Origin of the sequence: Streptomyces sp. NBC_01716, from assembly GCF_036248275.1 — a bacterium.
Taxonomy (GTDB): domain Bacteria; phylum Actinomycetota; class Actinomycetes; order Streptomycetales; family Streptomycetaceae; genus Streptomyces.
The window spans coordinates 7,883,953-7,903,874 of record NZ_CP109181.1; the positions used below are offsets into that span (position 1 = coordinate 7,883,953).

The window sequence follows — 19,922 nt, forward strand, 5'->3', positions numbered from 1 at the left end:
CCAATCTGACGGCAGAATAGGTAGTCATCGCGGTGACCATATCCCTCCTGATCCCGTTAGGCCAGATTCTTGTGACCGGACCAACTGCTGCCAGGGTGAAGACCCGCTCGATCTACGCGGTCGTGGCCCTCACCGTCGCGTTGATCACGCCCTTCCTCGTTTCGTCCTCCGCGGGTTCGCCGGCCGCCGAAGCGTCCCCGCCACCGCCCCACGCCGGGTTCGACTACCAGATCGGCGGCGGCTACCCGCCGCCCGCCGGGGTGAGCGTGGTCAGCCGTGACCGCGAGGACTCCCCGGCCCCCGGGCTCTACACCATCTGTTACGTCAACGCCTTCCAGGTCCAGCCCGACGAACTGGACGCGTGGGAGCCCGATCTCCTGCTCCGCGACGACAACGGCGACGTCATCATCGACGAGGAGTGGGACGAGGCCATCCTGGACGTCAGCACCCCGGGCAAGCGCGAGCGCATCGCGGCCAAGGTGAACGGCTGGATCGACGGCTGCGCGGAGAACGGCTTCCAGGCCGTGGAGCCCGACAACTACGACAGTTACGAACGCAGTCAGGGCCGGTTCGGCTCCTCCGCCGCCATGGCCTTCATCACCCTGCTCTCCGGGCACGCGCACGACAAGGGCCTGGCGATCGGGCAGAAGAACACCGCCGATCTCGCCGAGTTCCGTGACGAGACCGGGCTCGACTTCGCCGTCGTGGAGGAGTGCGGGGAGTTCGATGAGTGCGACTCCTTCACCGAGCACTTCGGTGACGACGTGATCGTCATCGAGTACACGGCGAAGGGGCTCGCGACCGCGTGCGCGGGCTGGCAGGACAGCCTCAGCATCGTCCGCCGTGACCTGGACGTCGTCCCCGCCGGCGCCGACGGCTATCTCCGCCAGACCTGCTGACCGCTCAGAGGTTGCGTCCGAAGAGGTCGAGGAGCGCCGTCCAGTGGCGCTCCGCCGCCTCGGCGTCGTACGACGCGGTGTCCACCTGCGTGAAGCCGTGCCGGGCCCCCGCGTAGACCGCGGCGTGATGGCGGACACCGGCGTTGGTGAGCGCCTTTTCGAGCCGGTCGATCTGCTCCGGGGGAAGCGAGGCGTCCTGGTCGGCGTGGCCGAAGTAGAGCTCGGCGGTGATCCGGCCGGCGCCGAGGTGCGGGCTGTCGGGTGCCTCACTGGCGAGGTACGCGCCGTGGAAACCCGCCATGGCCGCGACCCGCTCCGGATACGCCGCTGCGGCGCGCAGCGCGAAACCGGCGCCCATGCAGTAGCCGGTGACACCGACCGGTCCGTCGTTGGCGAGAGGGCTGGCCGCCAGCCAGTCGAGGAAGGCGCCGGCGTCCCGTGCGGCAAGCTCCGGAGTCAGACTCTGGGCGGCGGGGAGGATGGTCTCGAAGAGCTCCGAGCGTCGTTCCGGAGTGATGAAGTCGGGCAGTTCGACCAACGGGGCGCGTCCGGCGCGGTAGAGGATGTTGGGGAGCAGGACGGTGTAGCCCGCTGCCGCGATCCGGTCCGCCATGGCCTTGAGACCCGGGCGCGGCCCGAAGGCGTCCATGTAGAGCAGCACGGCCGGATGCGGGCCGGGGGACTCGGGGTGGACCAGGTAGGCGTCGGCGGTTCCGTCCGGGGTGGGGACATCGACGGACGATTGGTTCACAGCGGTGGCCATGGGTCTCTCACTTCGTGGGAAGAGAGGTGTTCCGGCCGCCCGCCGGATCCTCGGCCTCGACCCTACTCCCCCCGATGATCAGGAAAACGGCCCGCTGTCCGGGGCCCGGACCGGTCAGATGAGAGAGGCGCGAACGTCGGCGAGCGCCTCGTCCAGCGTGTCCGCGGTGTTCTCGTGCCCGCTGAATCCCTCGTCGTCGCCGGGGTCGACGGTCCAGCCCCAGCCGCTCTCCGGGTGTCCGTCGATCGTCGCCGCGTGCTCCCCCTTGGTGAGGGTGATCGACACGTTGCCCGCAGGGAAGGTGGCCACTTCGGCGTGCGCGCTGTCGCCGAACGCGTGGTGGATGGCGTCGATTGCTTCCTGCTCCGTGGTCATGGCTGCTCCTGGCTGGTCTCGGTCGTGGGGCTGATTCATGGTTACCCGAGTCGATCGGCCGGGCGGCGGCCGACGCGCTGCCCGGACCGGTTCGGACCGGTTCCACTGACCCCGGCTGTCACCCTTACGGCGCAATGTGTGAGGCGCCTTCGTATACCGCCTTCCCTCTACCGCCTGCCCATTTCCCTCGCGGGTGATTCCCGGGGGACGAGCGGTGTCGGAGGGGGTGACGTGGCGTCGACTCGCCTCTAACATCCGATGTGTTGACCTGGCAGGCGGTCAAATGTGGGCGCAAAGTGCCCGATTGGGGCTTCAGGGTCGGATGTATCCATAGGATCGCTCGCGGAGGAGTGTCGGAATGCGCAAGGTGATCGGTGTGTTGCTCGCGTTGCTGCTCGCCGTCGGGGCGGAGGCGACCAGCCCTCCCGCGGCGGTCGCCACCCCGGCGGACCGACCCGACGGACAAACCCCGCGTGGCATACCCGGCGCCATCGATCTCAGCGCCGACAGGGACATCGCGGCCTGGCAGCGGCTCCAGTTCGGAATGTTCATCCACTGGGGTCTCTTCTCCGAGCTGGGCGGCGTCTGGGAGGGCGAGCCGGTCACCTCCGGGTACAGCGAGCAGATCCAGATGTGGGCCGACATCTCCGAGGAGGAGTATCTGGACGTGGCCGCCCGCTTCCGGCCCGACCGCTTCGACCCCGCCGGGATCTGCTCGCTCGCCAAGCAGGCCGGCATGCGCTACGTCGTCATCACCAGCAAGCACCACGACGGCTTCTCCATGTTCGACACCGCCACCACCGACTACGACGTCACCGACGCGACCCCCTACGGCAAGGACCCGCTGAAGGCGCTCGCCGACGAATGCCGGAGCCAGGGACTGAAGTTCGGCTTCTACTTCTCCCTCGTGGACTGGCACCAGGGCCATGAATTCGACGGCGGCAACAACAATCCGATCCCCGCCTCGATGGAACCCGTGATCAAGGCGCAGATTCGCGAGCTGATGACCAACTACGGCGACATCGCCGAAGTGTGGTTCGACATGTCGTCACCCACCGACGCGCAGAGCGAGGAGTTCGCCGGCATCGTCCGCGAACTCCAGCCGAAAGCCGCGGTCAACAGCCGGGTGTGGAACAACAAGGGCGACTTCCGCACGCTCGGCGACAACGAGATTCCCTCCGTCGCGCTCGACGGCGCCTGGCAGACCCCCGCGTCGATCTACCACGACACCTGGGGCTACCGCAGCTGGCAGGTCCGTGACGACCTGCCGGGCAAGATCCGGGATCTCGTCGTCGGACTCACCGGAGTACGGGCCCGTGGCGGCAACTATCTCCTCAACATCGGCCCGCGCGGCGACGGTTCGGTGGTCGAGTTCGAGGCCGACGTGCTGCGCGGGATGGGCGACTGGCTCGACCGCCACCCCGACGCCGTGCTCGACGCCTCCGCCACCCGGTTCGGTGGCCGGCCGTGGGGCGAGGTGACGGTCAAGGACCGCGACCTGTTCCTGCATGTGACCGACTGGCCGGAATCGGGCGAGCTGCGTCTGCCGGGCCTGGCCACCTCCGTACGAAAGGTCGGCGAGGACGGCGCGGCCGGGCGGCTCGACTGGCGCCTGGACGGTGACGACCTCGTCGTCACCCTGCCCGAAACGCCACGCGACACCGTGCTCCCCGTGATCAAGGTCGAACTCGGCGGCGAGCTCCGCGTCATCCCCGAGAACACCGTCTCCCTGGGCAGCGCCGACTCCGGCGGCAACGGAGCCGTGGTCCTCGGTGCCCAGGACTTCGAGGACGGCTACAGCTACGCCGACGAGGGCAGCTACGGCAGCACCCGGCGGACCACCGTGCGCCACACCGGATACGTCACCGCCGACCGCGCCGGGCAGGTGTCGCTGGCGGTACGGGGAGAGGCCCGCCCCGACGCCCTCTACCGTGTCCAGGTCGGTGAGCGGACCCGGCTGGTCAAGGGCGAGGAGCTGACCCGCGAGGCAATCGGCCCCTTCTCCGTACGACCCGGCCAGGTCACGCCCGTAACCCTCACCCTCGCGCGGCCCGCACACGCCGGCGAGGACCTCGGGCTGAGCCTCGACGCCGTGCTCGTCGCACCCACCGGAAGCGTCGTCTCCTGGGCCCAGGCGCCGGAGCGGCTCACGGTCGGCACGGTGACCGACGTCCCGGTCCATGTGACGAACCTCGGCCAGGACCCGGCGCGCGGCACCCTCGCGCTGCGGTCGCCCACGGGCTGGACCACTGGTGGGGAGGCGAAGTTCAGCGGTCTGAAGCAGGGCCGTACGCACACCGTCACGGCCCCGGTGTCGGTGCCCGCCGACTCCGCGACCGGCCCGGCCACCCTCGAAACCGTCGTGACGGGCGGCGGACGACGGGTCCTGCAACTCACGGGCGACGTCGACGTCGTCCTGCCCAACGTGGCGCACGGCAGGACGGCGACCCAGTCGAGCACCGCGTGGGACGGGGTTCCGAGCCGCGCGGTCGACGGCGACACGGCAGGGGACTACCTGCGCGACAACACCACCACCCACACGGCGGAGCCGTCCAACCAGGCCTGGTGGCAGGTGGATCTGGAGCGGTCGCACACCATCGACACCGTCGAGATCTGGAACCGCACCGACTGCTGCGCCGAACGCCTCGCCGACTACTGGGTGCTGGTCTCCGACACCCCGTTCACGGCCGGCTCACTGGAGGAGGCGCGCACCGCGCCCGGTGTGACGGCCGTCCATCTGAAGGACCAGGCGCAGCGCCCCACCGCCGTCGAACTAGGCGGGGCGCAGGGCCGTTACGTACGGGTGCAACTGGCGTCCACGACGAATCCGCTGTCCCTGACGGAGGTCGTGGTCCGGGCCCGGTAGAAATCCGGGGGAGGGGTGGCCGGCGCGGCTCAGTACTGCCCGGCCACCCAGTCGTACCAGTCGCGCATGCCCTCTCCGGTGGTCGCCGACACGGCCAGCGACCGCAGAGCGGGGTTGACGGAACGGGCGTACTCCTCGCAGCGGGCGACGTCGAAGTCGACGTACGGCAGGAGGTCGATCTTGTTGATGATCACCAGGTCCGCGGCGGCGAACATATAGGGGTACTTGAGGGGCTTGTCCGTACCCTCGGTCACCGAGATGATCACCACCCTGCTGCGCTCGCCGAGGTCGAAGAGGGCGGGGCAGACCAGATTCCCGACGTTCTCGACCAGGACCAGTGACCCGGACACCGGCGCGAGGGTGGTGAGCGCGTCCCGCATCATCTCCGCGTCCAGGTGGCATCCCGCGCCGGTGTTCACCTGGACGACGGTGCTGCCCGCGCGCTTGATCCGGTCGGCGTCGAGCATCGTCTCCTGGTCGCCCTCGATGACCGCGACCGGGCGCAGCCCGGCGAAGTCCCGGATGGTGCGTTCGAGGAGGGTGGTCTTGCCGGCGCCCGGCGAACTCATCATGTTCACCGCCACGATGCCCTGTTCGGCGAGCCAGGAGCGGTTACGGGCGGCCAGGTCCTCGTTCTTCGCCAGGACCCGCTGTTCGAGGGTGATGGTCTCGCCGCCGCCGGCTGTCCCGCGGATCGCGACCGGGTGAACGTGATCGCCGTCGTGCGGATGCGCGTGGGGTACGGCGATCCGTGTCCCGACGGTCCCGGTCCCCCCTTCGCCGCCGCCCGAGCAACCGCATGTACCGCACATAGGTCAGCCCACTCTCATGGAGACGATCTGGAGTTCCCGCCCCGACGTGATCTCGACATCGGCGCTCCCGCACGGACACAGCAATACAAGATCCGCCAGGGCGAAGTCCTCTGAACACGCCCGGCACCGCGCGGTTCCCGGCGGCTGCTCGATTTCGAGCGCCGCGCCTTCCGCGACCGTGCCCGCCGTGGTCAGGTCGAAGCAGAAACGCATCGAGTCGGGCACCACGGCGGTCAGCATTCCCACCCGGACACTGACCGCGCGTACCGGTCTTCCCGCCGCGCGCTCACATACCGCGTCGACAATGCTCTGTGTGATCGACAATTCATGCACCGGCTGACGGCCTTCCCGAAGTCACCCAATTGGCTCAGGAATTCCGGGCGCAAGACCAGGGCCGCCCGGACCAAACCCGTGTTGACAGAACCCTCAGCCGGATCCTAGATGGTAGCAATGTGAGCGACGCCACACCCATGGGATTCATGGGTATCGGGTGGGCCAATCCCGGAAGGCAGCGGTGCTATGCCGACAGAAGCGGCGAAAAAGGCCGAGGACACACTGATCCATGTGCTCTGGATCAATGCCGGACTGAGCTGTGACGGGGATTCGGTCGCGCTGACCGCCGCGACCCAGCCCAGCATCGAGGAGATCGCGCTCGGCGCGCTGCCCGGTCTGCCGCAGATCGCCGTGCACTGGCCGCTGATTGATTTCGAGTGCGGTCCGAACGGCGGCACCGACGATTTCCTGGAGTGGTTCTTCAAGGCGGACCGCGGTGAACTGGAGCCTTTCGTCCTGGTCGTCGAAGGCTCGATTCCCAACGAGAAGCTGAAGGCCGAGGGTTACTGGTCGGGCTTCGGCAACGACCCCGCGACCGGACAGCCGATGACCACCAGCGAGTGGCTCGACCGGCTGGCGCCCAAGGCCACCGCGATCGTCGCGGCCGGCACCTGCGCCACGTACGGCGGAATCCACGCCATGGCGGGCAACCCCACCGGTGCCATGGGAGTCCCCGACTATCTGGGCTGGAAGTGGAAGTCCAAGGCCGGGATCCCCATCGTGTGCGTCCCCGGCTGCCCCATCCAGCCGGACAACCTCTCCGAGACGCTCACCTATCTGCTCTACATGGCCACCGACCAGGCCCCGATGATCCCCCTCGACGACGAACTGCGGCCGACCTGGCTCTTCGGCCAGACCGTGCACGAGGGCTGCGACCGGGCCGGCTACTTCGAGCAGGCCGACTTCGCCACCGAGTACGGCTCGCCCAAGTGCATCGTCAAACTGGGCTGCTGGGGCCCCGCCGTGAAGTGCAACGTGCCCAAACGCGGCTGGATGAACGGCATCGGCGGCTGTCCCAACGTCGGCGGGATCTGCATCGGCTGCACCATGCCCGGATTCCCCGACAAATTCATGCCGTTCATGGACGAGCCCCCGGGCGGGAAACTCTCCACGAATTCCGTCGGTATGTACGGGGCGACGATGCGGCGCCTGCGTCAGATCACCACCCACACGCTCGACCGCGAACCAAAATGGCGCAGGCGCGGCAAGGAACTCACCACCGGCGCCGCCCGCACCTGGTAACTCACCGCTCGATGAAACCGAAACGGAAAGAAGAGGCGGCCTCATGACGGCGACGAGCCAGGGCACCGACGAACTGGTGGAGATGGCGTGGGATCCCATCACCCGCATCGTCGGGAGTCTGGGTATCTACACGAAGATCGACTTCAAACAGCGGGTCGTCGCCGAGTGCCACAGCACCAGCTCGATCTTCCGCGGCTATTCGGTCTTCATGAAGGGCAAGGACCCGCGCGACGCCCACTTCATCACCAGCCGGATCTGCGGAATCTGCGGTGACAACCACGCCACCTGTTCCTGCTACGCGCAGAACATGGCGTACGGCGTGAAGCCCCCGCATCTGGGTGAGTGGATCGTGAATCTCGGCGAGGCCGCCGAGTACATGTTCGACCACAACATCTTCCAGGAGAATCTGGTCGGGGTCGACTACTGCGAGAAAATGGTCGCCGAGACCAATCCCGGCGTACTCGAACTGGCCAACCGCACCGAATCACCGCACGGCGGGGACCACGGGTACAAGACCATCGGCGACATCATGCGGTCACTGAACCCCTTCACGGGCGAGTTCTACCGCGAGGCCCTTCAGGTCAGCCGGATGACCCGCGAGATGTTCTGTCTCATGGAGGGCCGCCATGTGCACCCCTCCACGCTCTACCCCGGCGGGGTGGGCACGGTGGCGACCATCCAGCTCATGACGGACTACATCACCAGGCTCCAGCGCTACGTGGAGTTCATGAAGAAGGTCGTGCCCATGCACGACGACCTCTTCGACTTCTTCTACGAGGCGCTGCCCGGCTACGAGCAGGTCGGCAACCGCCGTATCCTGCTGGGCTGCTGGGGCTCCTTCCAGGATCCGGAGCACTGCAACTTCGAGTACAAGGACATGACCGACTGGGGTCGGAAGATGTATGTGACCCCGGGCATCGTCGTGGACGGCAAGCTCGTCACCACCGACCTGGTGAAGATCAACCTCGGCATCCGCATCCTGCTCGGCTCGTCGTACTACAACGACTGGGACGAGCAGGAGATGTTCGTGACCCAGGACCCGCTCGGCAACCCGGTCGACCGCCGCCACCCGTGGAACCAGCACACCAACCCGCAGCCGCAGAAGCGTGATCTGGGCGACAAGTACAGCTGGGTCATGTCGCCGCGCTGGTTCGACGGCAAGGACTACCTCGCGCTCGACACCGGCGGCGGCCCGCTCGCCCGGCTGTGGGTCACCGCGCTGGCCGGTCTCGTCGACATCGGCTACATCCAGGCCACCGGCAAGAGCGTGAAGATCAACCTCCCCAAGACCGCGCTCAAGGGCCCGGTCGAGCTGGAGTGGCACATCCCGCGCTGGAGCAACACCATCGAGCGCAACCGGGCCCGGACCTACTTCCAGGCGTACGCGGCGGCCTGCGCCCTGCACTTCGCCGAGAAGGCGCTCGTGGAGATCCGGGCCGGCCGCACCAAGACATGGGAGAAGTTCGAGGTCCCGGAGGAGGGCATCGGCTGCGGCTTCACCGAGGCCGTACGCGGTGTCCTCTCGCACCACATGGTGATCAGGGACGGCAAGATCGCCAACTACCACCCGTACCCGCCGACCCCGTGGAACGCGAGCCCGCGCGACACCTACGGGACGCCGGGGCCCTACGAGGACGCGGTGCAGGGCCAGCCGATCTTCGAGGAGAACGACCGGGAGAACTTCAAGGGCATCGACATCATGCGTACGGTCCGCAGCTTCGACCCCTGTCTGCCCTGCGGCGTGCACATGTATCTCGGTGAGGGCAAGAAGCTCGAACTGCTGCACTCGCCCACGCAGTCCGCAGGCAGTGAGTGACATGGGAGATGTGCTTGAGGTGCCGCAGGGGCACGAGGAACAGCCTCTTGGGTCCGAGGCATGGCGGGCGACCGGGGAGCGTATCGACACCCTGATCGCCGCGAGCGCGGCCGGCGGCGTCGTGGCGCGCGAGCGCAGCGAGGAACTGGTGCGGCTCGTCACCGACTTCTACGGCGCCGGCCTCGAACGCCTCCTCGAACTCGTCCACGAGCGGGGGCGGCTGGACGACGAGACCCTGGCGGCCATCGCCGCCGACGACCTGGTGGCGAGCGTGCTGCTGGTGCACGGACTGCACCCGTACAGCGTGGCGACGCGGGTCGAGAAGGCGCTGGACAGCGTACGGCCCTATCTCGGTTCGCACGGCGGTGACGTGGAGTTGCTGGGCGTCACGGACGAAGGAGCCGTGAAACTGCGGCTGTTGGGCAGTTGCGACGGCTGCCCGTCCTCCTCGGCCACCCTGGAACTCGCCGTACGGGGCGCGATCGAGGCGGCGGCACCGGAGATCACCACGATCGAGGTCGAGGCCGCCGAGGAGGCCGCCGCCGGGGCCACGGGCCCACTGGTACCGGTCGACGCCCTCTTCACCCGGCTGCACGACGCGGAACCCGGCGCCGCTGCCGATCCCGGTCCCGATGCCGCTGCCGATTCCGGCTCCGGTGATGCCGGCGCGACCTGGGAACCGGTCCCCTCCCTGCTCGCCCTGGAGTCAGGCGGCGTCGAGCGCTTCACCGCCGGCGGGCTGCCCGTCGTGGCCTGCCGGATCGGCCCCGACCTGTTCGCCTTCCGCGACCGGTGCGCCCGGTGCGAACGCCCGATGGAGGGCGCCACGCTCGCCAGGCGGCTCGGGGGCGGCCCGGGTGACGGGGTGCTGCGCTGCTCCGCCTGCCGCGCGCACTACGACGTACGGCGGGCCGGTGCCTGTCTGGACGCGGCGGCCGACGGGGCGCATCTGGACCCGTTGCCGCTGCTGGCGGACGGGGCTTCCGTCTCGGTCGCCGTACCGGCCCCGGCCGTGGTCACGACATGAGCGCACCCCAGGGCCGCGCCGTGTCGCCCGTCGCCGCGCTGCTGCGGGTCAGCCGCAACCGGCCGGGCCCGGCCGCCGGTGAGCGGTGCGAGATGTGCGCCGCGCCCATCGGCGACGAGCACCGGCATGTGGTGAATCTGGAGAGCCGGGGCCTGATGTGCGGCTGCCGGGCCTGCTGTCTCCTCTTCACCGACGAGAGCGCGCGGCTGCGCTACCGCGCGGTCCCCGACCGCTATCTGCGCTTCGACGGGCTCCCGTTGGACGCGCGCACCTGGGACGAGCTCCAGATCCCGGTCGGGCTGGCCTTCCTGTTCCGCAACTCCGTGCAGGAACGCACCATCGCGTTCTACCCCGGCCCGGCCGGGGCCACCGAGTCGGAGCTGCCCCTCGACGCGTGGGCGACCATCGTCGAGTCCAATCCCGAACTGGCCGTGCTCCGCCCGGATGTGGAGGCGCTGCTCGTGCGCCGCAGCGCGGCCGGCGGGGGCCGTGAGCCGGTCGCGTCCTGCCATCTGGTGCCGATCGACGCGTGCTACGAACTGGTCGGCCGCCTGCGCACGTTGTGGCGCGGCTTCGACGGCGGCCAGGAGGTACACGCCGCGATGGACGCCTTCTTCGAGCGGGTCGAGAGCCGCAGCCGCGCCGCGGGCCCCGTGCCGGCGGCCGTGGGCTCCTCCGCGACGACGGAGGACACCGCCTCGACCGTCGGCGGGTCCTCATGAGCGGCGCCACGGCCGCCGGCCTGGAATTCTCCGTACGGGACATCGTCGCGGAGCCGTACACCGCCACGCCCCAACTCACGGCGCGCCTGCGGATCGAGGACGGCACGGACGAGCGGATCCACGCGATGGTGCTGCGCTGTCTGGTCCGTATCGATCCGCAGCGCCGCCACTACGGACCGGCCGAACAGGACGCCCTGCGCGGCCTGTTCGGGGAACGCGAGCGCTGGTCCGAGACGCTGCGGCCGTTCCAGTGGATGCAGTGCCACACGACCGTGCAGGGTTTCACCGGCTCCACCGAGGTCGACCTCGCGCTGCCCTGCACCTATGACTTCGACGTCATCGGCTCGCGTTATCTGCACGCCCTCGGGGACGGGACGGTGCCGGTCAGCCTGCTCTTCTCCGGCACCGTCTTCACCAAGGGCGGCGAGGGCGGGGGCGGTTCGGGCTTCGGCGTACGGCAGGTGCCCTGGGACTGCGAGGCGCGGTACCAGCTGCCGGTGGCCGTCTGGCGGCAGATGATCGCATTCCACTTCCCCAACTCCGGCTGGATCAGGGTCGATCACGACATCCTCGCCCGCCTCGCGGACTTCCGTGAGCGGCGCGGACTGATCAGCTGGGACGAGACGGTGACCACGTTGCTGGCGGACACGCGGGCCCGCGACGCCGCCGACGAGATCGGCGAGGTGGTCACATGACCTCTCTGACGCCCGAAGCCCCTGCGGGCCTCGACCACGTCCGTACGATCGCCGACGCGGTCCTGTACGAGGGGTACTTGCTCTACCCGTACCGGGCGAGTTCCCACAAGAACCGGTCCCGCTGGCAGTTCGGCGTCCTCGGCCCGCCCGACGCGGCGCCGGGGAGCTTCGCCGAGGACCCGGACATGGCGACGCAGTGCCTGCTCACCGTCCCCGGCGAGGCGCCGGCCACCGGCGCGGGGGTGAGCGTCCGGCTCAGGTTCCTCCAGCTCCAGGTGCGTGAGGTGCGGCGGCTCGACGAGGGCGGCGAGTACACCCCCGTCGCCGAACTCGATGTGGCCGGCGTGCCCGTGCTCAGCTGGGACGAGGCGGTCGAGTGCGAACTCGATCTAGGTACAGTCCCGTTGACCGGCGACGGCGGCTTGACGGACGAGACGCGTACGGTCCCCGGCGGCGAGGAGACCGAGCCTCTGACCGACGAGCGGGGTGTGACCGTCGGCCGCGTCGTACGGCGCCGCGAACCGCTGACCGCCCGCGTCCGCACCCGTACGACCCGGGACGACGGCTACCTCCGGCTGTCCGTGTCCGTGGCGAACGAGCACGCGGGGACCGCCGCCGACAAGGACGCCGCGATCCGCGTCTCGCTGATCGGCACGCACCTGCTCCTCCAGGCCCACGGCGCGGATTTCGTCTCCCTCCGCGAGCCCCCGGACGAGGCCGCCGCGGCTGCCGCCCGGTGCCAACAGCGCAGGTGCTGGCCGGTGCTGGCCGGAGCGAAGGGCTCCACGGACGTGGTGCTGGCCGCGCCGATCATCCTCTACGACCACCCGGAGATCGCCGAGCAGAGCCCCGGCGCCCTCTTCGACTCCACCGAGATCGACGAGATCCTCACCCTGCGCGTGATGACCATGACGGAGGAGGAGAAGGCGGAGGCGCGGGCCACCGACCCCCTGGCCCGCGAGATCATCGAGCGCTGCGACACGATGTCGGCGGCGGACCTCCAGCGACTCCACGGCCTTCTCCGCGACCCCCGCAGCCCGGCGGCGCGAGCCGGCGCCAGCGCCGTGCGCCCCCTCACCGACCTGCGGGACGCCGAGCCTGCCGCCTTCGACACCGGCGGCGAGCCCTGGTGGGACCCGGCGGCCGACGCCGCCGTGTCGCCGGAGTCCGACGTCGTGGTGATCGAGGGGGTCCCGGTCACCAAGGGCAGCCTCGTCCGCGTACATCCCTCCCGCCGCGCCGACGCGCAGGACCTCTTCTTCGCCGGGCAGGTGGCACGGGTGACCGCCGTGCTCTCGGACGTCGACGGCGGTGTGCACATCGCCCTCGTCCTGGTCGACGACCCGGCGGCCGACATGCACGACTGGTACGGCCGGTACTTCTACTTCGCCCCCGACGAACTGGAACCGCTGCCCGCCGGCGAGCCCCGCCGGGACAGCGGCATCTCCGGCACCCCCGGCACCACCGACAGTCCCCGTTCACCGGAACACCGGAAGGAGTACCCCTCGTGAGAACCCTCGGAATGATCACCACGGGTGTGGCCGCGGCCGTGGCGGTGGTCGCCGTCGCCGCCGGCGTGCGATCACTTCCCGACCTCCGCAGATACGTCCGCATGCGCTCGATGTGAGCGCCGGCGCGAGTGAGAAGGGCATCCGATGACTGACGCAGCACGTGGCCGCCACGACGAGGAACCACAGGAGGAGCGGGGCCCGAAGGGCTCGCGCGACACCGGCTCGGACCAGCCGTCCGCCGGCCCCTCCGACCGCCCGTCCGGCCGCTCCGACAAGAAGTCGGACACCTCCGTGAAACCCGGCGGGCCCATCGACCCGGACTCGCCGAACCTCCAGTCCGGCGGGAACTGACCTGAGATGAGCTGCGGGGTGCTCGTCGCCGGTGTCGGCAATCTCTTTCTCGGCGACGACGGTTTCGGGCCGGAGGTCGTACGGCGTCTCACCGGACCCGGGGAGCCGCCGCTCCCCGACGGCGTCCGGGTCGTCGACTACGGCATCCGGGGCATGCACCTCGCGTACGACCTGCTCGACGGGTACGACGCCCTCGTGCTGGTAGACGCCTGCCCCGGGGGCGGCGCGCCCGGCGAGCTGACCGTTCTGGAGGTCGGTCCGGACGACCTCGGGACTGGTGAATTCGACGCACACGGCATGAATCCGGTATCTGTCCTGGCAAATCTGGGCCAACTGGGCGGTACGCTTCCGCACACCCACGTTGTGGGATGCACCCCCGCCGACGTCGAGGAGGGCATCGGCCTCAGTGAGGCCGTCGCCGCCGCCGTACCCGAAGCGGCGGCGGAGGTGCGTGCGCTGGTCCGGCGGCTGCTCGCCGCCGCGCCCGCCCCAGAACCCGCCCGGACCCGGAGGTCCTGATCATGTGTCTCGGCATCCCCGGGCGAGTCGTGGAGATCGTCGAGGGGTACGCGGACCAGCTCGCCCTTGTCGACGTGGAGGGTGCCCGGCGCCGTATCAACGTCGGCATGCTCGACTCGCCCCCGGCCGCCGGTGACTGGGTCCTGCTGCACATGGGCTTCGCGATGGAGATCATCGACGAGGCGAAGGCGGCCGAAGCGCTGTCCGGACTCCAGCTGATGGGCAGCGGCGCCGAGGAGCCGGCGGCAGTCGAAGCCCAACAGCCCTTTGTCCGGCGCCGGTTCGAGGTGCGGGGTGTCGTCCAGGGAGTGGGCTTCCGCCCGTTCGTCTACGTCACCGCCTCCGAACTCGCGCTCACCGGGTCCGTGGCCAACACCGGCTCCGGCGTTGTCGCCGAGGTGGAGGGCGATCCTCAATCCGTCGCCGAGTTCGGCCGCAGGCTGCGGGCAGGCCCGCCCCCGCCGGCCGCTGTGGAGTCCGTGACCGAGACGGACCAGCCGCCCACCGGGGGAGCGGAGTTCGTCATCGCCGACTCCCGCGCCGCCGGCCGCGTCCGCACCCTGGTCTCGCCCGACACCGCGGTCTGCCGGGACTGTCTGGCCGAACTGCGCGACCCGGCCGACCGGCGCCACCGCCACCCCTTCATCACCTGCACCCACTGCGGCCCGCGCTTCACCATCGTCACCGGGATGCCCTACGACCGCGCGGCGACGACCATGGCGGCGTTCGAGATGTGCGACAACTGCCGGGCGGAGTACGGCGATCCGCGCGATCGCCGCTTCCACGCCCAGCCGATCTCCTGTCACGCCTGCGGTCCGCGTCTCGAACTCGTGGGCGCGAACGGCAAGGTGGTCCGCGAGGGAGAGCAGGCGCTGCGCGTGGCACGGCGGTTGCTCGCCGAGGGAAAGATTGTCGCTATCAAGGGTCTGGGCGGCTACCACCTCGCCTGCGACGCCCGCGACGAGGCGGCCGTCTCCGAACTGCGGAGCCGTAAGCACCGCGGCGGCAAGCCCTTCGCCGTCATGGTCGCGAACCTCGGCGCCGCCGAAGAGCTGGTGACGGTGACGGACGACGAACGGGCGCTCCTCGCCGGCCCCCGGGCGCCGATCGTGCTGCTGCCGCGCCGCGAGACCGCTGCCGGCGCCGGTCTCGCGGACGCCGTGGCGCCCGGCAGTCCGGACCTCGGCGTGCTCCTCCCGTACACCCCCCTGCACGTCCTCCTCTTCGGCATCGGCGACGACGCCCCCGGCCCCGACGCGCTGGTGATGACCTCCGGCAACCGCTCCGGCGAGCCGATCGTCACCGACGACACGAAGGCGCTGACCGAACTCGCGCCGCTGGTGGACGCCTGGCTGCGGCACGACCGCCCCATCCGGGTGCCGTGCGACGACTCCGTCAGCCGGTTCGTCGCGGGCGCCGAGCTGCCCGTGCGCAGATCGCGCGGGTACGCCCCGCTGCCCCTGGCTCTGCCCTTCGACATCCCGCCGCTGCTCGCCACCGGCGCCGACCTGAAGAACACCTGCGCGCTCGGCGAGGGCGGCTACGCCTGGGTCAGCCAGCACATCGGCGACCTGGACGACCTCTCCACGGTCGACGCGCTGACCGGCACGGCGGCCCATCTGGGCCTGCTGACCGGTGTCGAACCCGGACAGCTCGTGGCCGACGCCCACCCCGGCTACCGCTCCGGCGCCTGGGCCCGCACGCATGCCAAGGGCCGGGCCGTACGCACCGTGCAGCACCACCACGCGCACATCGCGTCCGTGCTCGGCGAGCACGGAATCGGACCCGGCGAGAGCGTCATCGGCTTCGCCTACGACGGCACCGGCCACGGCCCCGACGGGGCGGTGTGGGGAGGCGAGACGCTGATCGCCGACTACAAGTCGTACCGCAGGGCGGCGCACCTGGCGTACGTACCGCTCGCGGGCGGCGACGCCAGCGTGCGGCGGCCCTACCGGATGGCTCTCGCGCATCTGCACGCCGCCGGGATCGCCTGGGACGAGAAACTGCCCGCCGTCGCTGCGTGCCCGGCCAAGGAACGCGACGTGCTGGCCCATCAGTTCGCGACGGACTTCGGCTGTGTGCCGACGTCGAGCATGGGCCGGCTCTTCGACGCGGTGGCCTCACTGGCGGGCGTACGGCACGAGGCGGCGTACGAGGCTGAGGCGGCGATCGCGCTGGAGGGCCTGGCCAGATCGGCGCCGGACGACGCCGCGAGCGGCGGCTACGTCTTCGCGCTCGATGTGCCGGCCGAACCGGGTGCCGATGAGCCTCTCGTCGCCGACCCCGCTCCGGTGATCCGCGCGGTGGTCCGCGACGTACGTGCGGGCCTTCCGCCGGAGCTGATCGCCGCCCGCTTCCACGCCGCCGTCGCCGCCCTCACCGTCGAGCTGGCGCAGCTGTGCCGGGACCGTACGGGGCTCGGCGTGGTGGCTCTCGGCGGCGGGGTCTTCCAGAACGCCCTACTGCTCGAATCGACTCAACAGGCGCTGAGAGCGGAGAACTTCACCGTCCTCCGTCCCCGTCTGCTGCCGCCCAACGACGGCGGAATCGCCTTCGGCCAGCTGCTGATCGCGGCGTCCGGCTGACTCCACGTCAGATCACCCCATCCAGAGAGAAGGAAGAGACACCATGTGTCTGGCAGTCCCCGGGCGGGTGCTCAGCACGTCCGAGGTCGACGGCGCCCTGATGGCCCAGGTCGACTTCGGCGGCGTACGTAAGGAGGTCTGCCTCCAGTACATCCCCGACGCGGAGATCGGCGAGTACGTCGTCGTCCACGTCGGATTCGCCATCCAGCGGCTCGACGAGGAGTCGGCCTTGCGGACACTCGCGAACTTCGAGCGACTCGGGCTCCTGGAGGAGGAGTTCGGCGACGGTTTCGAACGCGCGGCCGGACAGCCCGAATCAGCGGAAGGCACGGTCAAGTGAAGTACCTCGACGAGTTCAGCGACCCGGACCTCGCCAAGCGGCTGGTCGACCAGATCCACGCGGCCACCACCCGCCCCTGGGCCATGATGGAGGTCTGCGGCGGCCAGACACACTCGATCATCCGGCACGGCATCGACCAACTCCTGCCCGACGGGGTCGAGATGATCCACGGGCCGGGCTGCCCGGTCTGCGTGACCCCCTTGGAGATCATCGACCGGGCGCTGGCGATCGCCGCCCGCCCCGGTGTCATCTTCTGCTCCTTCGGCGACATGCTGCGGGTGCCGGGCAGTGACCGGGACCTGTTCTCGGTGAAGAGCGCGGGCGGTGACGTACGCGTTGTGTACTCCCCGCTCGACGCGCTCAAACTGGCCCGTGAGAACCCGGGCAAGGAAGTCGTCTTCTTCGGCATCGGCTTCGAGACGACCGCCCCCGCCAACGCCATGACGGTCCATCAGGCACGGCGGCTCGGCGTACGGAACTTCTCCCTGCTCGTCTCGCACGTGCTCGTACCGCCCGCCATCGCGGCCATCATGGAGTCACCCGCCTGCCGGGTGCAGGCGTTCCTCGCCGCCGGGCACGTGTGCAGTGTGATGGGGACCTCCGAGTACCCGCCGCTGGCGAAGAAGTACCAAGTCCCCATCGTGGTCACGGGATTCGAGCCGCTCGACATCCTCGAAGGGGTCCGCCGCACGATTCTCCAGCTCGAACAGGGCCGCCACGAGGTGGAGAACGCCTACCCCCGCGCCGTGCGTGACGAGGGCAACCTCCCCGCCATGGAGATGCTGCGGGACGTCTTCGAGATCACCGACCGGACATGGCGCGGTATCGGAATGATCCCGGGCAGCGGATGGCGACTGTCCGAGAAGTACGCGGAGTTCGACGCCGAACGCCGGTTCGACGTGGCCGGCATCCGTACCGCCGAGTCGTCGCTGTGCCGGTCGGGCGATGTGCTCCAGGGGCTGATCAAGCCCCACGAGTGCGCGGCCTTCGGCAAGGAGTGCACCCCCAGGAACCCGCTCGGCGCCACGATGGTGTCCTCCGAAGGCGCGTGCGCCGCGTACTTCACCTACCGCCGGCTCGAACTGGTCGATGCGAAGTGACTGAGACGACGAACCACGTCCCCGCGCCTGTGACCGCCCCGGCGACCGGCGCCGCCGGCAATGGCCTCGACTTCGAGAGCTGGACCTGCCCCGTTCCCCTCCGCGCGACCCCGGCGGTCGTCATGGGCCACGGCGGCGGCGGTGCGATGTCCGCCGAGCTGGTCGAGCACCTGTTCCTCCCCGCCTACGGCTCCGCCGCCGCGCCCGAACTGGGCGACTCGGCCGTGCTCACCGTCGGTGGCGGCACCCGGCTCGCCTTCTCCACCGACTCGTTCGTGGTCAGACCGATGTTCTTCCCAGGCGGCTCCATCGGGGACCTCGCCGTCAACGGCACCGTCAACGACCTGGCGATGTCGGGAGCCACACCGCTCTTCATGTCGTCCGCGTTCATCCTCCAGGAAGGCACCGCGCTCACCGAACTCGGCCGGATCGCCCAGGACATGGGCGCGGCGGCGCGAGCCGCCGGGGTCAGGCTGGTCACCGGCGACACCAAGGTCGTCGACAGCGGCAGCGGGGACGGTGTCTACGTCAACACCTCCGGGATCGGGGTGATCCCCGCGGGTGTCGACATCGGCCCGCGCCGGGCCGAGCCCGGGGACGCCGTACTGATCAGCGGCGACATCGGCGTCCACGGCGTGGCGGTCATGAGCTGCCGGGACGGCCTGGACTTCGGTACGACGGTCGAGAGCGACACCGCGCCCCTGCACGGTCTCGTCGCCGCGATGCTCGCCACCGGCACCGACGTGCACGTTCTGCGCGACCCCACACGCGGTGGCGTCGCCGCCTCGCTGAACGAGATCGCCACCGCATCGGGCGTCGGCGTCGAACTCGTCGAGCGGGACCTGCCCGTGCCCGGCACCGTGCGCGACGCGTGCAGCCTGCTCGGGCTCGACCCGCTCCAGGTCGCGAACGAGGGCAAGTTGATCGCGATCGTGCCGGGCGACCGCTCCGACGAGGTCCTCGCGGCCCTCCAGGCGCACCCTCTGGGCGGCGCGGCCCGCCGGATCGGCACCTGCGTGCCCGAACACCCCGGCATGGTGGTGGCCAGAACCGGGCTCGGCGGCTCGCGGGTCGTCCCTCTCCCCGTCGGCGAACAGCTCCCGAGGATCTGCTGAATGAGCGAGGGACGAGTGAGCGATGAGTGAGCGCGGCGCGATCCTCTTCGCGCGGTACGCCTACCCGCCCAACGAGCTCGGCTACTGCGGCCCGGCGGACTCCGCGGCGCTGCTCCGCCCCGCCGACCCCGATGGCATCGAGCGCGGCGCCCGCCAGTTCGACGGGGCCTGGTGCTATCTCGAATTCCTCGCCGAGACGGCGGGCATCGACGACCCGCTCGACGAGCGCGTGGTCGAGGCGTACTGGATCGGCAACGACCTCCTGGACCTGGCCGACCCGGCGGCCCTGCTGGCCCGGATGCGCGACCGCTTCCGCGGCCAGCAGGGCGGCACCTGGCGCGCCGCCGCCGACCGCGCGGTCGCCCATCACAGTTTCCAGGTCTTCGACGTCTACCCCTGGGCGGAGCTGCTGCGCGCATCCGGCAATCCGACGGCGCTGTCGGTCCTCGACCGGTGCCGAATCAGGACGGGCGTGGTCCGCTCGGTCTCCGGCGAAACGGCCACGGTCGAGTCCCGCCCCCTGACCTGGACGGGGACGGCCCTGACGCCCGGCCCGCCCCGCGATGAGTCCGTCCGCTGGTCGACGGGAGGCCGCTCGCTGATCGCCGGGCCGGCTCCCGGCGACCTCGTGGCGCTGCACTGGGACTGGGTGTGCGACGTGCTGACCGCAACCCAGGCGGCACGCGTCGAGTCGATCGAGGCGCGCCGGCTCGCGGCGCCGGAGCATGTACCCGCGACGGGGTGAGTGGTCCTAGGGCGTGTTTGAGAAGTAGCGTCGTCCGCCCACTGGGCGGGGCCCACGGCGTCTGGTGCGTGCGATCGCAAGGCGGAGGATCAGCCCCGTAGATGGA

Annotated in this window: 20 protein-coding genes; 16 read left to right on the forward strand and 4 right to left on the reverse strand. The window is 70.1% G+C overall.

The features are described 5' to 3' along the window. Nucleotides 1–71: 71 nt before the first annotated feature. Nucleotides 72–899, forward strand: a complete 828-nt coding sequence (locus OIE74_RS35025) for an endo alpha-1,4 polygalactosaminidase (RefSeq protein WP_443076315.1) — start codon at nucleotides 72–74, stop codon at nucleotides 897–899. Between the two features lie 4 nt (nucleotides 900–903). Here the strand turns inward: OIE74_RS35025 and OIE74_RS35030 are convergent, their stop codons facing one another. Both OIE74_RS35030 and OIE74_RS35035 read right to left on the reverse strand, forming a co-directional pair. Continuing rightward, nucleotides 904–1,662, reverse strand: coding sequence for a dienelactone hydrolase family protein (locus tag OIE74_RS35030; protein ID WP_329390989.1), 759 nt, complete (start codon nucleotides 1,660–1,662; stop codon nucleotides 904–906). A 114-nt stretch (nucleotides 1,663–1,776) separates the two neighbouring features. Then, nucleotides 1,777–2,037 (reverse strand): hypothetical protein, encoded by a 261-nt coding sequence (locus tag OIE74_RS35035; RefSeq protein ID WP_329390991.1) that lies wholly within the window; start codon nucleotides 2,035–2,037, stop codon nucleotides 1,777–1,779. 358 nt (nucleotides 2,038–2,395) lie between these two features. On the opposite strand from OIE74_RS35035, the gene OIE74_RS35040 reads away from it, so the two are divergent. Continuing rightward, nucleotides 2,396–4,903 (forward strand): alpha-L-fucosidase, encoded by a 2,508-nt coding sequence (locus OIE74_RS35040; protein WP_329390993.1) that lies wholly within the window; start codon nucleotides 2,396–2,398, stop codon nucleotides 4,901–4,903. 29 nt (nucleotides 4,904–4,932) lie between these two features. Here OIE74_RS35040 and hypB read toward each other — a convergent pair whose 3' ends face one another. Together hypB and OIE74_RS35050 are read right to left on the reverse strand one after the other, a co-directional pair. Beyond that, nucleotides 4,933–5,715: a hydrogenase nickel incorporation protein HypB gene (gene hypB / locus OIE74_RS35045; protein WP_329390995.1), complete on the reverse strand. Its 783-nt coding sequence runs from the start codon at nucleotides 5,713–5,715 to the stop codon at nucleotides 4,933–4,935. Nucleotides 5,716–5,718: 3 nt separating this feature from the next. After that, on the reverse strand, nucleotides 5,719–6,048 hold the full coding sequence (locus OIE74_RS35050; RefSeq protein ID WP_329390997.1) for a hydrogenase maturation nickel metallochaperone HypA/HybF: 330 nt from the start codon (nucleotides 6,046–6,048) through the stop codon (nucleotides 5,719–5,721). A gap of 186 nt (nucleotides 6,049–6,234) precedes the next feature. On the opposite strand from OIE74_RS35050, the gene OIE74_RS35055 reads away from it, so the two are divergent. The 14 genes from OIE74_RS35055 to OIE74_RS35115 are packed head-to-tail and all read left to right on the forward strand — an operon-like array spanning nucleotide 6,235 to nucleotide 19,816. Next, nucleotides 6,235–7,290 (forward strand): hydrogenase expression protein HypE, encoded by a 1,056-nt coding sequence (locus tag OIE74_RS35055; RefSeq protein WP_329390999.1) that lies wholly within the window; start codon nucleotides 6,235–6,237, stop codon nucleotides 7,288–7,290. A 43-nt stretch (nucleotides 7,291–7,333) separates the two neighbouring features. Further along, on the forward strand, nucleotides 7,334–9,106 hold the full coding sequence (locus OIE74_RS35060; protein ID WP_329391001.1) for a nickel-dependent hydrogenase large subunit: 1,773 nt from the start codon (nucleotides 7,334–7,336) through the stop codon (nucleotides 9,104–9,106). Nucleotide 9,107: 1 nt separating this feature from the next. Next, nucleotides 9,108–10,133, forward strand: a complete 1,026-nt coding sequence (locus OIE74_RS35065; protein ID WP_329391003.1) for a NifU family protein — start codon at nucleotides 9,108–9,110, stop codon at nucleotides 10,131–10,133. Continuing rightward, nucleotides 10,130–10,855 carry a DUF5947 family protein gene (locus OIE74_RS35070; RefSeq protein ID WP_329391005.1) on the forward strand — a complete coding sequence of 242 codons (726 nt, stop codon included), beginning with the start codon at nucleotides 10,130–10,132 and terminating at the stop codon, nucleotides 10,853–10,855. Before OIE74_RS35065 ends, OIE74_RS35070 begins: the two co-directional genes overlap by 4 nt. Then, nucleotides 10,852–11,550 (forward strand): DUF6084 family protein, encoded by a 699-nt coding sequence (locus OIE74_RS35075; protein ID WP_329391007.1) that lies wholly within the window; start codon nucleotides 10,852–10,854, stop codon nucleotides 11,548–11,550. The genes OIE74_RS35070 and OIE74_RS35075 overlap by 4 nt, the downstream gene beginning before the upstream one ends. After that, nucleotides 11,547–13,061 carry a hypothetical protein gene (locus OIE74_RS35080; protein WP_329391009.1) on the forward strand — a complete coding sequence of 505 codons (1,515 nt, stop codon included), beginning with the start codon at nucleotides 11,547–11,549 and terminating at the stop codon, nucleotides 13,059–13,061. Before OIE74_RS35075 ends, OIE74_RS35080 begins: the two co-directional genes overlap by 4 nt. Continuing rightward, entirely contained in the window at nucleotides 13,058–13,177 is a 120-nt protein-coding gene (locus OIE74_RS38730) for a DUF6893 family small protein (protein WP_384198564.1), read from the forward strand. The genes OIE74_RS35080 and OIE74_RS38730 overlap by 4 nt, the downstream gene beginning before the upstream one ends. Nucleotides 13,178–13,205: 28 nt before the next feature. Beyond that, nucleotides 13,206–13,412, forward strand: coding sequence for a hypothetical protein (locus OIE74_RS35085; RefSeq protein ID WP_329391012.1), 207 nt, complete (start codon nucleotides 13,206–13,208; stop codon nucleotides 13,410–13,412). 6 nt (nucleotides 13,413–13,418) lie between these two features. Then, a complete protein-coding gene (locus OIE74_RS35090) occupies nucleotides 13,419–13,931 on the forward strand; it encodes a hydrogenase maturation protease (protein WP_329391014.1) in 513 nt (170 codons plus the stop codon). 2 nt (nucleotides 13,932–13,933) lie between these two features. Next, a complete protein-coding gene (hypF, locus tag OIE74_RS35095; protein ID WP_329391016.1) occupies nucleotides 13,934–16,516 on the forward strand; it encodes a carbamoyltransferase HypF in 2,583 nt (860 codons plus the stop codon). 43 nt (nucleotides 16,517–16,559) lie between these two features. Then, nucleotides 16,560–16,856, forward strand: a complete 297-nt coding sequence (locus OIE74_RS35100) for a HypC/HybG/HupF family hydrogenase formation chaperone (protein WP_329391018.1) — start codon at nucleotides 16,560–16,562, stop codon at nucleotides 16,854–16,856. Next, nucleotides 16,853–17,956 carry a hydrogenase formation protein HypD gene (gene hypD, locus OIE74_RS35105; RefSeq protein WP_329391020.1) on the forward strand — a complete coding sequence of 368 codons (1,104 nt, stop codon included), beginning with the start codon at nucleotides 16,853–16,855 and terminating at the stop codon, nucleotides 17,954–17,956. Before OIE74_RS35100 ends, hypD begins: the two co-directional genes overlap by 4 nt. Next, nucleotides 17,953–19,071 (forward strand): hydrogenase expression/formation protein HypE, encoded by a 1,119-nt coding sequence (gene hypE / locus OIE74_RS35110; RefSeq protein ID WP_443076316.1) that lies wholly within the window; start codon nucleotides 17,953–17,955, stop codon nucleotides 19,069–19,071. The genes hypD and hypE overlap by 4 nt, the downstream gene beginning before the upstream one ends. Before the next feature lie 22 nt (nucleotides 19,072–19,093). Beyond that, on the forward strand, nucleotides 19,094–19,816 hold the full coding sequence (locus OIE74_RS35115; protein ID WP_329391022.1) for a DUF6390 family protein: 723 nt from the start codon (nucleotides 19,094–19,096) through the stop codon (nucleotides 19,814–19,816). Nucleotides 19,817–19,922 lie beyond the last annotated feature (106 nt).

Bases quoted from the DNA above. Each gene is read 5' to 3' on its own strand.
- hypB (WP_329390995.1), bottom strand. From the start codon at position 5,715: ATGTGCGGTACATGCGGTTGCTCGGGCGGCGGCGAAGGGGGGACCGGG.
- OIE74_RS35065 (WP_329391003.1), top strand. From the start codon at position 9,108: ATGGGAGATGTGCTTGAGGTGCCGCAGGGGCACGAGGAACAGCCTCTT.
- hypF (WP_329391016.1), top strand. From the start codon at position 13,934: ATGTGTCTCGGCATCCCCGGGCGAGTCGTGGAGATCGTCGAGGGGTAC.
- OIE74_RS35030 (WP_329390989.1), bottom strand. From the start codon at position 1,662: ATGGCCACCGCTGTGAACCAATCGTCCGTCGATGTCCCCACCCCGGAC.
- OIE74_RS35115 (WP_329391022.1), top strand. From the start codon at position 19,094: ATGAGTGAGCGCGGCGCGATCCTCTTCGCGCGGTACGCCTACCCGCCC.
- OIE74_RS35090 (WP_329391014.1), top strand. From the start codon at position 13,419: ATGAGCTGCGGGGTGCTCGTCGCCGGTGTCGGCAATCTCTTTCTCGGC.
- OIE74_RS35080 (WP_329391009.1), top strand. From the start codon at position 11,547: ATGACCTCTCTGACGCCCGAAGCCCCTGCGGGCCTCGACCACGTCCGT.
- OIE74_RS35035 (WP_329390991.1), bottom strand. From the start codon at position 2,037: ATGACCACGGAGCAGGAAGCAATCGACGCCATCCACCACGCGTTCGGC.
- OIE74_RS35070 (WP_329391005.1), top strand. From the start codon at position 10,130: ATGAGCGCACCCCAGGGCCGCGCCGTGTCGCCCGTCGCCGCGCTGCTG.
- OIE74_RS35040 (WP_329390993.1), top strand. From the start codon at position 2,396: ATGCGCAAGGTGATCGGTGTGTTGCTCGCGTTGCTGCTCGCCGTCGGG.
- OIE74_RS35085 (WP_329391012.1), top strand. From the start codon at position 13,206: ATGACTGACGCAGCACGTGGCCGCCACGACGAGGAACCACAGGAGGAG.
- OIE74_RS35060 (WP_329391001.1), top strand. From the start codon at position 7,334: ATGACGGCGACGAGCCAGGGCACCGACGAACTGGTGGAGATGGCGTGG.
- OIE74_RS35075 (WP_329391007.1), top strand. From the start codon at position 10,852: ATGAGCGGCGCCACGGCCGCCGGCCTGGAATTCTCCGTACGGGACATC.
- OIE74_RS35100 (WP_329391018.1), top strand. From the start codon at position 16,560: ATGTGTCTGGCAGTCCCCGGGCGGGTGCTCAGCACGTCCGAGGTCGAC.
- OIE74_RS35055 (WP_329390999.1), top strand. From the start codon at position 6,235: ATGCCGACAGAAGCGGCGAAAAAGGCCGAGGACACACTGATCCATGTG.